The 14018-nt window shown below is 71.9% G+C and carries 13 protein-coding genes; 4 read left to right on the plus strand and 9 right to left on the minus strand.

Annotated elements, in window-relative coordinates; all coding sequences use genetic code 11:
• Window positions 1-14 precede the first annotated feature (14 nt).
• The 8 genes from ACUJ8O_RS09500 to paaA all read right to left on the minus strand — a co-directional run bounded on the left by ACUJ8O_RS09500 (window position 15) and on the right by paaA (window position 7723).
• Complete coding sequence (locus ACUJ8O_RS09500) at window positions 15-1052, minus strand: nuclease-related domain-containing protein (protein ID WP_041102590.1); 1038 nt, start codon at window positions 1050-1052, stop codon at window positions 15-17.
• Window positions 1053-1497: 445 nt separating this feature from the next.
• A complete protein-coding gene (locus ACUJ8O_RS09505; protein WP_445373333.1) occupies window positions 1498-2856 on the minus strand; it encodes an MFS transporter in 1359 nt (452 codons plus the stop codon).
• A 231-nt stretch (window positions 2857-3087) separates the two neighbouring features.
• Complete coding sequence (locus tag ACUJ8O_RS09510; protein ID WP_445373334.1) at window positions 3088-3873, minus strand: enoyl-CoA hydratase/isomerase family protein; 786 nt, start codon at window positions 3871-3873, stop codon at window positions 3088-3090.
• A gap of 31 nt (window positions 3874-3904) precedes the next feature.
• Window positions 3905-5074 carry a 1,2-phenylacetyl-CoA epoxidase subunit PaaE gene (gene paaE / locus ACUJ8O_RS09515; RefSeq protein WP_061866839.1) on the minus strand — a complete coding sequence of 390 codons (1170 nt, stop codon included), beginning with the start codon at window positions 5072-5074 and terminating at the stop codon, window positions 3905-3907.
• A complete protein-coding gene (gene paaD, locus ACUJ8O_RS09520; protein WP_061866840.1) occupies window positions 5074-5583 on the minus strand; it encodes a 1,2-phenylacetyl-CoA epoxidase subunit PaaD in 510 nt (169 codons plus the stop codon). The genes paaE and paaD overlap by 1 nt, the downstream gene beginning before the upstream one ends.
• Window positions 5580-6413: a 1,2-phenylacetyl-CoA epoxidase subunit PaaC gene (gene paaC / locus ACUJ8O_RS09525; protein ID WP_095347245.1), complete on the minus strand. Its 834-nt coding sequence runs from the start codon at window positions 6411-6413 to the stop codon at window positions 5580-5582. The genes paaD and paaC overlap by 4 nt, the downstream gene beginning before the upstream one ends.
• Window positions 6410-6712, minus strand: coding sequence for a 1,2-phenylacetyl-CoA epoxidase subunit PaaB (gene paaB, locus ACUJ8O_RS09530; protein WP_020624884.1), 303 nt, complete (start codon window positions 6710-6712; stop codon window positions 6410-6412). The genes paaC and paaB overlap by 4 nt, the downstream gene beginning before the upstream one ends.
• Window positions 6713-6715: 3 nt before the next feature.
• Complete coding sequence (paaA, locus tag ACUJ8O_RS09535; protein ID WP_445373335.1) at window positions 6716-7723, minus strand: 1,2-phenylacetyl-CoA epoxidase subunit PaaA; 1008 nt, start codon at window positions 7721-7723, stop codon at window positions 6716-6718.
• A 259-nt stretch (window positions 7724-7982) separates the two neighbouring features.
• Here paaA and ACUJ8O_RS09540 point away from each other — a divergent pair, with 259 nt between their 5' ends.
• Together ACUJ8O_RS09540 and ACUJ8O_RS09545 are read left to right on the plus strand one after the other, a co-directional pair.
• Window positions 7983-8420: a hypothetical protein gene (locus tag ACUJ8O_RS09540; RefSeq protein ID WP_095347247.1), complete on the plus strand. Its 438-nt coding sequence runs from the start codon at window positions 7983-7985 to the stop codon at window positions 8418-8420.
• 29 nt (window positions 8421-8449) lie between these two features.
• Window positions 8450-9949 (plus strand): hypothetical protein, encoded by a 1500-nt coding sequence (locus tag ACUJ8O_RS09545; RefSeq protein WP_445373336.1) that lies wholly within the window; start codon window positions 8450-8452, stop codon window positions 9947-9949.
• Window positions 9950-9980: 31 nt separating this feature from the next.
• Here ACUJ8O_RS09545 and ACUJ8O_RS09550 read toward each other — a convergent pair whose 3' ends face one another.
• The gene (locus tag ACUJ8O_RS09550; RefSeq protein ID WP_445373337.1) at window positions 9981-11894 is read right to left on the minus strand and encodes an FAD-binding monooxygenase; all 1914 of its coding nucleotides are present in this window, start codon (window positions 11892-11894) and stop codon (window positions 9981-9983) included.
• A 198-nt stretch (window positions 11895-12092) separates the two neighbouring features.
• On the opposite strand from ACUJ8O_RS09550, the gene ACUJ8O_RS09555 reads away from it, so the two are divergent.
• The gene (locus tag ACUJ8O_RS09555; protein ID WP_049146523.1) at window positions 12093-12821 is read left to right on the plus strand and encodes an IclR family transcriptional regulator; all 729 of its coding nucleotides are present in this window, start codon (window positions 12093-12095) and stop codon (window positions 12819-12821) included.
• Between the two features lie 57 nt (window positions 12822-12878).
• Window positions 12879-14009, plus strand: a complete 1131-nt coding sequence (locus ACUJ8O_RS09560; protein ID WP_445373338.1) for a histidinol-phosphate transaminase — start codon at window positions 12879-12881, stop codon at window positions 14007-14009.
• The last annotated feature ends 9 nt before the right edge of the window (window positions 14010-14018 follow it).

Consider the following 14018-nt stretch of genomic DNA (forward strand, 5'->3'; position numbering starts at 1 on the left):
GACGGGGTGGGCGGTCACGTGAAGGTCGAGGTCCAGGACCCGGCGAACGTGCCAAACCCGGTGATGTCCGTGGTCTGGGGAGCGAGGGCGTCGACAATGCACCGCACGTCGACGCTCGGCCCCGGCTCCCGGGAGCGCAGGAGCAGGAGGTCGTGGACCGAGTTCCCCACGGTCGTCAGGACCGGGACGTCCACCTTCCGCCGTCCTAGGCGCTCATCAGTGGCGACGACGTAGCTGTCGGAGTGGGAGTAGAAGACGGCCGGGTGGATGAAGTCAGGGGCCCGGCAGTCGGACAGACTCTGCAGATAGGTCCGCAGGTCGGCCGCCTGGTTGATGGCCTGCCTCCTGGGGGATCGTGCGTTGTGGTCCTCGGCCACGATGCGGACGTCGATCTGCCCGGGGGTCTCGGCCTTGCGTTGGAGCTGGATCGCGAAGTCGTCACCGAGGTCGAGGTCGGGGAAGAGGAGCTTCCACGACCGGTGCTCGCCCCGCGGCAGGGTGCCGTCGAAGATGAGTCCCGTCCAGTGCTTGTTCTCGATGAGCGTCACCGACCTCTCGGTCAGCAGGAGATGGTCGACCTGGTGCAGGAAGTATCTGCCGTCATCAGTCGGCGTGGGGAATCGAATATTTGTGAGAAGGACTCCGTTCAGGTCGAGTCTCCGGCACTGGTCGAGAATGAACCGCCGTGATGGCTGCTCGTAGTTCGTGGCAGAGTCCAGCTTCTTCGCGAGTGCCTCATAGCGCTCGACGAGGACCCTCCGGTCATGGTCCATGCCCCGCACATCATTCTGGTGACGGTCGCTGAGGGCTCGAACGTATTGGTCATGCGCCGGTTGTTTGGCGGCCAGCTCGATGGAGTAGTCCGAATGGATCTGCTCCCGTTGCGCAGCGCTCTCGGTTGCCAGTTCGCTCAGGCTGGCTTCGGACTCCTCCTTGGTCGACTCCAGCGAGGCCTGGAGGCGCCTCGTTCGAAACCGATGCCAAGCGGCCAGTAGAGCGAGGCAGCCGGTGAGAACGAGAACGATGATCCATGGTGTGGTGTTTCCCTCCATGTGCTGAGTGGATCACAACAGGGAGACAGGTTAAGAGTCTCGGGTGCTGTCCAAGCCCCGTCGCCCCATCATGTACGGGGGTATCGCCTGCGGGGGCGGGGTGTGGCGGACGGGTGATCGGCTGCACTGGGGTGGGCGCGCCGCACAGCGCCTCGGTCGTGGCCGTTCGGTGGAAGGAACCCCGTGGCGAGACCCTCCCCCGCGCCGACCTCCTCGCCGCCGTCGTCGCACCGCCGGGCGGCTGCGCCGAGGCCAAGTCGATCGGCGTCTGACCCGGCGCACCCCGCGCCGAGGCCCGCAGACGCGCCGTTTCGTCCCCGAGGTAGCGGCGTGTCTGCGGGCCTCGGCGCCGGTCCGGTCGCCCACGACGACGGCGCGCCCTTCCGGAGGAGGACGCGCCGTCGTCGTGGGGTGGGGACGGGCGAAGCCCGTCAGGCGGGCCGGATCAGGCCGGCACCACCGGGTGGGAGCGGGTGGCGACGACCTGCTCGTCGTGCAGCTCGCGGTCCTGGATGCCCTTGGGGACGAACAGGACGGCGATGAGCGAGACCGCGGAGATCGCGATGATGTACCAGGCCACGTTCTCCCAGCCGGTCTTCACGAGCTGGTCGGCGATCAGAGGGGCGAAGGCGCCGCCGATGATGGTGCCGAGCGCGTAGCCGATGGAGACGCCGGAGAAGCGGACGCGGGCCGGGAACATCTCGGCGTACATCGCCGACTGCGGGCCGTAGGACGGACCCAGGCCGAGGGTCAGGACGAACAGGCCCAGCGAGAACAGCGGCAGAGATGCGGTGTTCAGCAGCCCGAACAGCGGGAAGGCCCAGACGATCAGGAACCCGTAGCCGAACACGAAGGTCAGCTTGCGGCCGATCTTGTCCGAGACCCAGCCGCCGAGCAGGGTGAAGATGAACCAGCCGACGCCGCCGACGAGGCTCGCGATGAGCACCTCGGAGGAGGTCATGCCCAGACCCTTCGGGCCGCCGTACTTCGAGAACCACGCGATGAGCAGGTAGCCGACGCCGTTGTTCGCGGCGAAGATCACGGCGGCGAGGATGACCTCCTTGGTGTGGTGCCGGAAGAGCTCGCCCAGCGGGGCGGACTCGTCCACCTTGAGCTGCTGCATCTCCTTGAAGACCGGGGACTCCTCGACGGCCTTGCGGATCAGGTAGCCGACCACGATCAGGATCACGGAGATCAGGAACGGGATGCGCCAGCCCCAGGTGAGGAACTGCTCCTCGGACATGGTGGAGCGCACGATGAACAGCACGCCGGTGGCCAGGATCATGCCCAGCGGCACGCCGATCTGCGGAGCGGAGCCGAACAGGCCGCGCTTGCCGTGGGGGGCGTGCTCCACGGACAGCAGCGCCGCGCCGCCCCACTCGCCGCCGGCGGACAGGCCCTGCAGCAGGCGCAGCACGACGAGCAGGATCGGGGCCCACACACCGATCTGGGCGTAGGTGGGCAGCAGGCCGATGAGGGTGGTGGCCAGGCCCATGCCGATCAGCGTGAGGGAAAGGACGAACTTGCGGCCGAAGCGGTCGCCGAGGTGGCCGGCGATGATCGCGCCGAGCGGGCGGATGAGGAAGGAGATGCCGAGGGTGGCCCACGCGGCGATCTGGGAGCCGTTCTCGCCCATCGGCTGGAAGAAGAGGGCGGCGAAGACGAGTGCGGTGGCCTGGGCGAAGATGAAGAAGTCGTACCACTCGATGGTGGTGCCGACGACGGTGCCGGCGATGACCTTGCGCTCCTCGCGGCGATCGCGCGCGGGGGCGGTCGCCGCGGGGGATGCGACGGTGTGGCTCATGGGTGCTCCTGGGATGCGGTGCGGCGGCCGACCGTGAGACGGCGGCGGGACGGTGTGGCACCCGACCGATCGGTCGGGAAGTGACACCCGTCACCGCATACGATCCCATGTGACTTACGCCACGATCCAGGCTGATGACGGGAATGTGACGCGGCGTAGCCGGGACGACGACGGCGCCGCGCCCCTCGTGCGAAGGGTGCGGCGCCGTCGTCGGTGGCGGGGTGCGGCGGCTCAGCCGCGGCCGGTGAACTCCGGCTTCCGCTTCTCCTGGAAGGCATGGAAGCCCTCGGCGTAGTCGGCGGTGCCGCAGAGCTCGCCCTGGGCGATGTTCTCCGCGTCGAGGGACTCCCACAGGCCCACGCGCCGGTCGCGGACCTGGGCCACGAGCTCCTTCGACGCGCGGAACGCGAGGGTCGCGCCGGAGGCCACCTGGGCGACCTTCGCACGGGTGAACTCGAGCAGCTCGTCCGCGGGCAGGGCCCGGGAGAACAGCCCGGCCTGGACGGCCTCGACGCCCGAGAGGAGCTCGGCCGTGTAGATCAGGTCCAGGGTGCGGTGCGCGCCCAGGCGCTCGGTGAACAGCCAGTGGCCGCCGGAGTCCAGGGTGGCCCCGAGGTTCGCGAACGGCGAGCCGATCTTCGCGTCCTCGGCCACGTACACCACGTCCGTGGCGATCGCGAGGCCCAGGCCCACACCCAGGCAGGCGCCCTGCACCGCCGCGAAGGTGGGGACCGGGATCGCGGACATGGCCCGCAGCACCGGGGTGACCTTGCCCCGCAGGTAGGCGGTGGCGTCGTCCTCGGCCGGGACCACGGCGGAGATGTCGCGGCCCGCGCAGAAGCCGCGGCCCTCGCCGCGCAGCAGCACGGCCCGGACCTCGCCGGACTCGACGCCGGCGGCGGCCCGCTCGTAGGCGGCCTGGAGTTCGGCCAGCGCGGCCTCGTCCAGGGCGTTCATCCTCTGGGGGGCGTCCAGCACGATCTCGGCGACGCCGTTCTCGACGGTGATCTCGATCATCGGGGGCTCCTTCGGTCTCGTGGGCGGGCGCTCAGGCGTCGAAGTCCAGCGTGATCGAGTCGGAGGTCGGGCGGGTCTGGCACGTGAGCACGTAGCCCTTCTCCACCTCGTCCTTCTCGAGCGCATAGTTCTCGTCCATCTCGTACGCGCCGTCGACGACCTTGGCGCGGCAGGTGCCGCACACGCCGCCGGCGCACGCGAAGGGCACGTCCGAGCGGACGCGCAGCGCCGCGTTGAGGACGGTCTCGTGGGCGGACTTGGGGGACTCGACCTTGGCGGTGAGGCCGTCGAGGTTGAACTCGATGGTCACGTTGTCGCCCTTCGGGTCCACCTCGACGACACGTCCGGAGTGGCCCTGCGGGTTCTCCGGACGGCCGGTGGTGAACAGCTCGAAGCGCACGTCGTCCTCGGACACGCCGCGGGCGGCGAGCGTCTCACGCGTGAGCTGCACGAGCTCGAACGGGCCGCAGAGGAACCACTCGTCGGTGCCCTCCACGTCGATCACGCGGTCCAGGAGGGTGGTGAGCTTGTCCTCGTCGATGCGGCCGGAGAGCAGCGGGGACACGCGCTGCTCGCGGGAGAGCACGTGGTGCACCGTGAACCGGGCCGGGTACTTGTCCTTGAGGTCGCCGATCTCCTCGGCGAACATCACGTCCATGGCGGAGCGGTTCGCGTAGACCAGGTCGAAGCGCGAGGTCTCGGAGGCCGCGAGCACGGCCTTGGCGATCGCCATGATCGGGGTGATGCCCGAGCCGGCCGCGAACGCCACCAGGTGCGTGTCCTTCTTCTCCGCGACCTTCTCCGCCGCCACCTTCTGGGCGTCGTTGAGAGAGGTGACGTGCGTGCGGGACGTGAACGCGCCCTGCGGGTTCATCACGTCGATCTTCTCGCCGACCTCGAGGCTCTCGTTGGCCCACGTGGAGAACTTGCCGCCGATGTCCTTCTTCACGGCCACGCGGATCTCGCCGCGCTTCGGGACGGCGCAGATCGAGTAGGAGCGGCGCACCTCGGCGCCGTCGAGCTCCTTGCGCAGGGCCACGTACTGGCCCGGCACGTAGTCGTAGTCGTCGGCGAGCTCCTCGGGCACCGCGAAGGTGATCTCCACGGAGTCGTCGGTCAGGCGGCGCAGCTCGGACACCTCGAGGGTGTTGAACGTGGCGCGGCGCTTGCCGGTGGTGGGGACGTCGGTGGTCTCGGTCATCAGTGCACCTTGAAGTAGTCGAAGGGCTCGAGGCACTCCCGGCAGGTGTAGAGGGCCTTGCAGGAGGTGGAGCCGAAGCGGGTGATCTCGCGGGTGTTCAGGGAGTGGCAGCGCGGGCACTTCACGGCCATGCCGATCCTGACCGGGCCGTCCGTGGTGCGCGCGACGGGCGGGGCGATGCCGTACTCGTTGAGCTTGGCCTTGCCCTCGTCCGTCATCCAGTCCGTGGTCCACGCCGGCTGGAGCACCAGGCGCACCTCGGCGTCGGGGAACCCGGCGCGCTCGAGCGCGCGGCTGACGTCCGTGGTGATGGTGTCCATGGCGGGACAGCCGGAATAGGTGGGCGTGATGACGACGACGGCCCTCTCGCCATCGGCCCGTGCCTCCCGGAGGATCCCGAGGTCCGCGATGGACAGCACGGGGATCTCCGGGTCGTGCACGGTGGAGGCCGCATCCCAGACCCGCGCGTCGGCGGGATCGGCGGGGCGCAGCTCGCTGGCGGTGGTCACCAGGTCGCTCCCGGGTGACGGCGCGCCAGGGACTGCATCTCCGCGAGGATGTACCCGCGGTACTCGCTCATGGCACCGGAACGGTCGCCGCCGCGGGCGGTGCCCGTCGTCGGGACGGTCAGGCCGGCCTCCTCGATGGCCGCGCGGATGCGGGTCATCGTGGGCTCCTCGAGCGAGGACGGCAGCACGGCGACGCCCTGCTCGGCGAGGGCGCGGACGACGTCGTCGTCGTGGAAGAGCTCGGCCACGTAGGGCCACAGCTCGTCCAGGCCGCGCTGCATGCGGCGCTTCGACTCCTCGGTGCCCAGGCCCAGGCGCTGCAGCCACAGGGCGGCGTGGTCCTGGTGGTACAGGACCTCCTTGAGGGCCTTGTCCGCGATGGCGGCGAGCGTGGAGTCCGTGGACTCGCGCAGGCGGGTGTACAGCTCGTACGAGTAGAAGGAGTAGTACAGCTGGCGGGCGATCGTCTTGGCGAAGTCGCCGTTCTCGGCCTCCACGAGGCGGACGGAGCGGAACTCCTCCTCGTCGCGGAAGTACGCGAGCTCGTCCTCGGTCTTGCCCCACGCGGTGCCGGCGTAGGAGAGGAGGAAGCGGGCGTGGCCCACGAGGTCCAGGGCGATGTTGCCCAGGGCGATGTCCTCCTCGAGCTCCGGGGCGCGCGAGATCCACCAGGACAGGCGCTGACCGAGCATCAGGGCGTCGTCGCCGAGGGCGAGGGCGTAGCGGGCGACGTCGTCGCTCGCCTTCTGCTCGCCCGCCGCGATCTCCTCGGCGGTGATGGCCACGCCCGCGGAGTGCCTCGTGGCGGAGTCGTTGGTCGCGAAGCTCACAGGTGCGGCACCCCCTCGGACTGCTGGTAGTAGGTGGCGTGACGGTAGGACTTGCCCTGCGCGGACTCGAAGAAGCCGCCCTTGGAGTCCGGGTCGGAGGCCGCGATGGCCTCGGCCGGGACGACCCACACGGAGGTGCCCTCGTTGCGGCGGGTGTACAGGTCACGCGCGTTGCGCAGCGCCAGGGTGGCGTCCGGGGCGTGCAGCGAGCCGGCGTGCACGTGGGAGAGGCCGCGGTTGGCGCGGACGAAGACCTCCCACAGGGGCCAGGCGTGGGAGGCGGCGGTGGTCTCGCTCATGGGTCAGGCTCCGATCAGGTGGGTCTCGGCCGGCGCGTTCTGCTCGGCCTGGCGGCAGGCGTAGGCGGCGGCGGCCTCGCGGACCCAGGCGCCCTCCTCGTGGGCCTGGATGCGACGGGCCATGCGCTGGGTGTTCATGGGGCCGTCGCCCTTGATCACGGACATGAACTCGTCCCAGTCCAGCTCGCCGAAGTCGTAGTGGCCGCGCTCCTCGTTCCACTTCAGGTCCGGGTCCGGCAGGGTGAGGCCGAGGGCCTCGGCCTGCGGGACGATCATGTCCACGAAGCGCTGGCGCAGGTCGTCGTTGGAGAAGCGCTTGACCTTCCACGCCATGGACTGGCGGGAGTTGGGGGAGTCCTCGTCCGGCGGGCCGAACATCTGCAGGGCCGGGCCGTAGAAGCGGTCCACGGCGTCCTGGGCCATCTGCTTCTGCTCCGGGGTGCCGTGCGAGAGCTCGTAGAGGATCTCCCAGCCCTGGCGCTGGTGGAACGACTCCTCCTTGCAGATGCGCACCATCGCGCGGCCGTACGGGCCGTAGGAGGCGCGGCACAGCGGCACCTGGTTGCAGATCGCGGCGCCGTCGACGAGCCAGCCGATCGCGCCCATGTCCGCCCAGGTGCGAGCCGGGTAGTTGAAGATCGAGGAGTACTTCGCGCGGCCGGAGAGCAGCTGCTCGTTCAGCTCGTCCCGCGGGGTGCCGAGGGTCTCGGCGGCGGAGTACAGGTACAGGCCGTGGCCGGCCTCGTCCTGGACCTTGGCCATGAGGATCGCCTTGCGCTTCAGGGAGGGGGCTCGGGTGATCCAGTTGGCCTCCGGCTGCATGCCGATGATCTCGGAGTGCGCGTGCTGGGAGACCTGGCGGGTCAGGGACCTGCGGTACGCCTCGGGCATCCAGTCGCGGGGCTCGATGCGTGAGTCCTCCGCGATCAGACGGTCGAAGTTCTCCTGGCCGGCCGCATCCTCGGGGGACGGGACGGAGGCCAGGTGCTGGGGGGAGCTGGTCTGCGTCATGGGGATCACCTCACGCTGAGTGCGGGCTGGTTCCGTGGTCAGGGCGCACCGGGGCGCATCGAATTACTGACCGCTCGTTCAGAATAGGCCAGGGTGTGACCTCGGTCAACACGCCGAAGCCGGCGCGACCCGGGTGCGACGCGGCCGCCGGGACGGTGCGAGAGGGTTGGCTCCTGCACAGGCGTCCCGACGGCGTCCCCCATCCCCGGATCGCCCCTCGCCGCGGTCGCGGGGCCCGGGCCCTCCCTACGGTGGCCGCATGTCACCCCTCATCGGACCTCAGCAGATCGCCACGGCCCTGCGGGCCGTCGGACTCGACGACGACGCCGCCCGCCTGGTCGCGTGGGCCGACCCCGCCCGTCGCGAGCGGGAGGCCGCCGAGCAGGCACTCGCCGACCTCGCCGTGGCCCAGACGCAGCTGCGCACGGCGCTGGGCGGGCTGGTCAGCGCCGCCACGGATGTGCGCTCGGCGCTGCACACGGCATGGCGCGGCGAGGCCGCCGGCGCCTATGGGGAGGCCGTGCGGCGGGCGGCGACCCTGGCGGCGGAGCTCGAACGGGAGGCCGGGGAGTGGCTCGCCCTGCGGGCCACCGCCGAGCGGGAGGCGGAGGACGCACGCCGAGACGCCGAGGCCCGGGAGCGGGCGGCCGAGGAGACGGCGCTGGCCGTCCTGCGCTCGTTGGCGGTGGCGGCGTGACCGGCGGGCGGGGTGCCGGCCCGGGGGCGGTGGCCTTCAGCACGCACGGCGGACCGGGCTCGATCTACGCGGAGGCCGAGGAGATGCGCGTCGTGGCCGGGCGGCACGAGCACGCCGCCGACGAGGCGGCCGGAGCCTCGTGGCAGGTCGACGCGGCCGCCTTCGGGCTGGGCCGGTCGGCCACGTGGCTCGCCTCCGCCGCCCTGCTGCAGGACCGACTGGCGGAGGCGGTCGGTCGGGTGCGGAACCTGTCGGAGCAGTGCGCCGAGCTGCACCGTGACCTGCTCTCCGCGGCGGCCCGCTACGAGGAGGCCGAGCGCGCGGCGGCCGGCATCATGGCCGCCGAGGACGCCTCCCTGGGGGAACTGCCGGCGCTGCTCTGGCGGGACGGCCATGACGGCCTCACCACCCGCGAGGCGGAGCGGCTCGTGCAGGACGTCGTCCAGGCGGTGCCCGAGGCCATCGTGGCCGCCATGCTCGCGGCCGCCGGGTTCCCCCTGCTCGCGGCCCTGGCACGGATCGACGTGAAGATGCTGATGAGGGCGCAGAAGCGCGTGCTGAAGCGGCCCGTCTCCTCCGCCGCGAAGAAGGGGACGGATGCCGCGTCGGACCTCACCGAGGCGCTGCGGGTCTCCCCGGACGAGGCGTGGACCGTGGTGGCGGACGCCCTGACCCTCGCCGGCGCGGCGCCCCGGGGCGCGGTGACCCTGCACGGGGCGCCGCAGGACCGGCCGACGGCGCCCGCCCTGCTGGACGGCTCGGCCACGGGGCTGGCCTCGCTCATCCCGCGCGCGGAGGGGGACGGGGACCTCACGGTCACGGAGGTGGTGCGAGAGAACGGGAGCCGCGCCTGGGTGGTGGGCCTGCCGGGCACCCGCGGCGGCCTGATCCCGGATCCCGAGTCGACCGACCCGTGGGACGCCGGCGGGCTGCTGGACGCCCTCGGCTCCGGGTCCGAGGTCACGGCCCCGGCGGTGCGGGCGGCGCTCGAGGCGGCCGGCGTCCCGCACGGCGCCCCGCTCGTCCTGGCCGGCTACTCCCAGGGCGGGGTGCACGCCGTCAACCTGGCCGGGCGCGAGGACTTCACGTCCGTGTATCCCGTGGCCGGCGTCATGACGATCGCGGCGCCGTCCGGCAACGCGGTGGAGACCGGGCGGACCGCGGTGCTGGAGTTCTCCTCGGACGGGGACCTGGCCGTCGCCGCGGACGGGGCGCCCACCCCCGTCTCGTCGCGCCGGGCCGAGGTGGTCTTCCACCCGGCCGGCCACGGATGGGATGCGCCCGGGGGTGGCTTCCGGACCGCCTCTCCGCTGGCGGTCGAGGACGACCTGGGCGTCGCCCACGACTTCGACGCCCAGGTGGACCTGATCCGGCAGTTCGAGGCCGCCGAGCCCGCGTCCCGGGCGGAGGTCGCCGGGCTCTCCGCCGCGTTGGCCGGGCTGACCGCCGGCACCGTGGCCTCGAGCCGGGCGGTGCGCCTGCGCCGCACGCCGCCCGAGCGGGGCCACCTGCCCCCGGGATCCCGGTGAGCGCGCCGGCGGCGGGGCGCCCGTCGCCTGCTCAGTTCGCGTCGAGCAGCACTCCCGCGAAGAACGCGTTCAGGCGGTCGACCTCGTCCAGGCCGAAGACGCCGGAGACGTACTGGTCCGGGCGGACCACGACGACGGCGCCGTCACGGCTGATGCCGCGGGCCTCGAAGATGTCCTCACCGTGCGTGGGCCGGCACGTGGCGAAGATGTTGTTCAGGTCGTGCAGGCCGAGGGAGCCGGTGGTCGGCCGGAAGACCGACGGCACGTCCGGGTGGGCGAACTCGGTCTGCTTCTGCTGGTACACGACCTTGATGTCGAAGCGGGCGTCCTCCGGCCCGTCCGACGGGGTGTGGCGGTTGCGGAAGGACCGCGGGTCCTCCTCGATCGCCTTCGCCCACGCCGCGACCTTCGAATCCTCGGCGCGCGGGGAGGCGGCGTCGGCGAACACGTAGACGCGCCAACGGCCGTCCGCGCGGTGCAGGTGGCCCAGGTGCTTGACGTTGGTGTCGCACGAGCGCTCCACCAGCGCCGACTTGAAGCGCTTGCCGATGGGGTAGCCCTGCGCCAGCGCCTGACCGGTGGCGTCCGTGGTGAGGAGGGAGGGCCGGTACTGCGTCATGAAGCCGGCCGGGAACTCGGCGGTCTTCGTGTAGAACTCGGCCACCTCGTTCGGGTCGCCCAGCTCGGAGGTGGGCTTGGCCATGAGCGTCGACCACTCCTTGTCGAAGTCGATCAGGTTCTTGGCGATCTCCTTGCGCTCCTCCGAGTAGGTCGGCACGAGCTCGGCCGGGGCCATCCCGGAGAGCACCTGGCCCAGCTTCCAGCCGAGGTTCCAGCCGTCCTGCATGGACACGTTCATGCCCTGGCCGGCCTTCGCGGAGTGGGTGTGGCAGGCGTCGCCGAGCAGGAACACGTTGGGGTGGGCCACGCGCTCGCGGTTGTCGAAGCCCGAGGTGAGGCGGTGGCCCACCTCGTACACCGAATGCCAGGCGACCTCCTTCACGTCCAGCGTGTAGGGGCGCAGGATCTGCTGGGCCCGGCGGATGATCTCCTCGAGCGGGGTCTGGCGCACCTGGTGGTTGTCGTCCGCCGGGACCTCGCCGAGGTCCACGTACATGCGGAACAGGTGGCCGCCCTCGCGGGGGATCAGGAGGATCGAGCCGCTGGACGAGTGGATCGCGCACTTGGTGCGGATGTCCGGGAAGTCCGTGTCGGCCAGCGCGTCCATGACGCCCCACGCGTGGTTCGCGGCGTCGCCGGTCAGGGTGTGGCCGATCGCCTTGCGGACGCGGGAGCCCGCGCCGTCCGCGCCCACCACGTACTTGGCGCGCACCTGGCGGGTTGGTCCCGAGGCGGGGTCCTCGAGGGCGTTGCCCTGGGCGTCCACGGTGCGGCGCAGGGTCACGAGCACGGGGTGCTCGCCGTCGTTCGTGTCCTCGAGGGTCTCGAACGCCCAGCCGTAGTCCGGCCGCGCGCGGGTGGGGGAGTTCTTCATGTACTCGGCGAACCAGTCCAGGATGCGGGCCTGGTTCACGATCAGGTGCGGGAACTCGGAGACGCCCTCCGGGTCGTCCTCGGCCAGCGAGGTGCGCACGATCGTGTCCGCGTCATCCTCGGCCGGGTTCCAGAACGCCATGGAGGTCAGGTCGAAGGCCTCGTCGATGATCTCGCTCGCGAAGCCGAAGGCCTGGAAGGTCTCCACGGAGCGTGCCTGGATGCCGTCCGCCTGGCCGATCTCGAGGCGGTGGGGGCGGCGCTCGATGATGCGGGTGTGGACGTCCGGGAACATCGCGAGCTGGGCGGCGGCGATCATGCCGGCCGGGCCCGAGCCGACGATCAGCACGTCCATCTCGTCCGGCAGCTCGGCGGGGCGGTCCAGGCCGATGCCGGCCGCCACCTGGACGCGCGGGTTCGTGGAGACGTAGCCGTGGTGGTGGAAGAGCATGAGGGTCCTTTCGCTGCGGGGGATGTCGCTGCGCGGCGCGCGTGCCACCCGACGGCGTGTTCTCTCAGAGAACACGGTGTTCCCCCTGGGAACACATGTGTGCCAGACTGTACGCGGACGTGACCGGGTTCACAACCGGCGCGCGGGTCGAACACGCCCCGGGCGCGTCACGTCCGGCACGCGAGGCGAGGAGCACGGATGGCGGAGCACGACGGCGGCCCGGTCCGGGAGGGCGCGCCCTCCCAGACGCTCTCCCGCGCGCTCACCCTGCTCGAGACCGTCGTGGAGGCGCCCGAGCCGCCCACCATCGCCGACCTCGCCGACGGCCTGGGCGTCCATCGCTCGGTCGCCTACCGTGTGCTGCGCACCTTCGAGACCCACGGCCTGCTGCGCCGCGACGGCCTCGGCCGCGTCCACGCCGCCCCCGGCCTGGCCGTCCTCGCCCGCCGGGTGGAGCAGGATCTACGCGCGGCGGCCATGCCGCACCTGACCGCCGTCTCCACGGACCTGGGCATGACCGCGTTCCTGGTGGTGTGGGACGGCGCGCACTGCCTCACCCTGGCCACGGCCGAGCCGCCGAGCGGCAACCTCGTCACGCAGCGGCCGGGGACCCGGCACCCCCTCGGGATCGGGGCGCCGGGGATGGCGATCGCCGTCGCCCTGACCGGACAGGAGTGGGCGCGGCTGCCCGGCGAGGCCCCGCCCGAGCGGCCCGAGCTCGACGACGTGCGGGAGCGCGGCTGGGCCGTCAGCTCCGACGAGGTCATCACCGGCGTCTCCTCGGTGGCCGTGCCGCTGCGGGTCCCGGGCCAGCTGCCCGCCGCCCTCGCCGTGGTCTACGCGACGCGGCCGGAGGACCCCGCGCGCCTCGGAGACCGGCTCGGTGAGGCGGCCCGGGCCGTCGCCGTCGCCTTCGGCGCAGCCTGAACCCCGGGGCCCGTGGGGCGGATCACAGCGTCCGCGGCCCGCATTACCCTGGTGGCCATGACTGATGACGCACCGCAGACGCCCGCCGTGGTCGCCCCCCACAAGAAGGTCGGCATGCTGCCGCCGTACGCCGCCGGCAAGCCGCCGGTCGCCGTCCCGGGCCTGCACCCCTACAAGCTCTCCTCGAACGAGAACCCCTACGCGCCCGTGCCCGGCGTGATCGACCGGGTGCGTCAGGTCGTGACCGGCCCGGAGGGCGCGCCCAGCACCCTCTGCCGCTACCCGGACACCCTCTCCACCGGCCTGCGCCAGGCCCTGGCCGCGCACCTGGACGTCCCGGCGGACGACGTCGTGACCGGCGCCGGCTCCCTCGGCGCCCTGGCCCAGGTCATCACCGCCTTCGCCGGCCACGGCGAGGCCGGGGAGGGCGACGAGGTGATCTTCGCGTGGCGCTCCTTCGAGGCCTACCCGATCGTGGTGCGCACCGCCGGCGCCGTGGACGTGCAGGTGCCGCTCACGGCGGACCACCGCCACGACCTGCCGGCCATGCTGGAGGCGATCACGGAGCGGACCCGCGTGATCCTGCTCTGCACCCCCAACAACCCGACCGGCCCCGTGCTCACGACCGCCGAGGTCGAGGACTTCCTGGCGCGCGTGCCCGCGCACATCCTCGTGGTCATCGACGAGGCCTACGTGGAGTTCGTCCGCGACGAGGACGCGGTCAAGGGCCTGGAGATGTACCGCAAGCACGCGAACGTCGTCGTGCTGCGCACCTTCTCGAAGGCGCACGGCCTGGCCAACCTGCGCGTGGGCTACTCGGTCTCGCAGCCGGAGATCACGAAGGCCCTGCGCACCGTGGCCACCCCGTTCGCGGTGTCCACGGTGGCCGAGGAGGCCGCGATCGCCTCGCTCGAGCACCTGGACGAGGTCCTCGAGCGCGTGCAGGTCGTCGTCGACGAGCGCGAGCGCGTCGCCGCCGCTCTGGCCGGGGCCGGCTGGGACCTGCCCTCTTCGCAGGCCAACTTCGTGTGGCTGCCGCTCGGTGAGCGCACGCAGGCGTTCGCCGAGGCCGCCCAGGCCCGGGCCCTGTCCGTCCGGGCGTTCGCGGGCGAGGGCGTGCGCGTGAGCATCGGCGAGCAGGAGGCCAACGACCGCTTCCTCGAGGTCGCGCGCGACTTCCTGACGTGAGCGGGCCGG

This window comes from Micrococcus sp. EWR3.9.1 (genome assembly GCF_052615555.1).

Excerpts from the sequence above, each read along its gene's own strand:
- paaB (WP_020624884.1), bottom strand. The coding sequence starts at position 6,712 with ATGAGCGAGACCACCGCCGCCTCCCACGCCTGGCCCCTGTGGGAGGTC.
- ACUJ8O_RS09560 (WP_445373338.1), top strand. The coding sequence starts at position 12,879 with ATGACTGATGACGCACCGCAGACGCCCGCCGTGGTCGCCCCCCACAAG.
- ACUJ8O_RS09540 (WP_095347247.1), top strand. The coding sequence starts at position 7,983 with ATGTCACCCCTCATCGGACCTCAGCAGATCGCCACGGCCCTGCGGGCC.
- ACUJ8O_RS09500 (WP_041102590.1), bottom strand. The coding sequence starts at position 1,052 with ATGGAGGGAAACACCACACCATGGATCATCGTTCTCGTTCTCACCGGC.
- ACUJ8O_RS09555 (WP_049146523.1), top strand. The coding sequence starts at position 12,093 with ATGGCGGAGCACGACGGCGGCCCGGTCCGGGAGGGCGCGCCCTCCCAG.
- paaA (WP_445373335.1), bottom strand. The coding sequence starts at position 7,723 with ATGACGCAGACCAGCTCCCCCCAGCACCTGGCCTCCGTCCCGTCCCCC.
- ACUJ8O_RS09550 (WP_445373337.1), bottom strand. The coding sequence starts at position 11,894 with ATGCTCTTCCACCACCACGGCTACGTCTCCACGAACCCGCGCGTCCAG.
- ACUJ8O_RS09505 (WP_445373333.1), bottom strand. The coding sequence starts at position 2,856 with ATGAGCCACACCGTCGCATCCCCCGCGGCGACCGCCCCCGCGCGCGAT.
- paaE (WP_061866839.1), bottom strand. The coding sequence starts at position 5,074 with ATGACCGAGACCACCGACGTCCCCACCACCGGCAAGCGCCGCGCCACG.
- ACUJ8O_RS09510 (WP_445373334.1), bottom strand. The coding sequence starts at position 3,873 with ATGATCGAGATCACCGTCGAGAACGGCGTCGCCGAGATCGTGCTGGAC.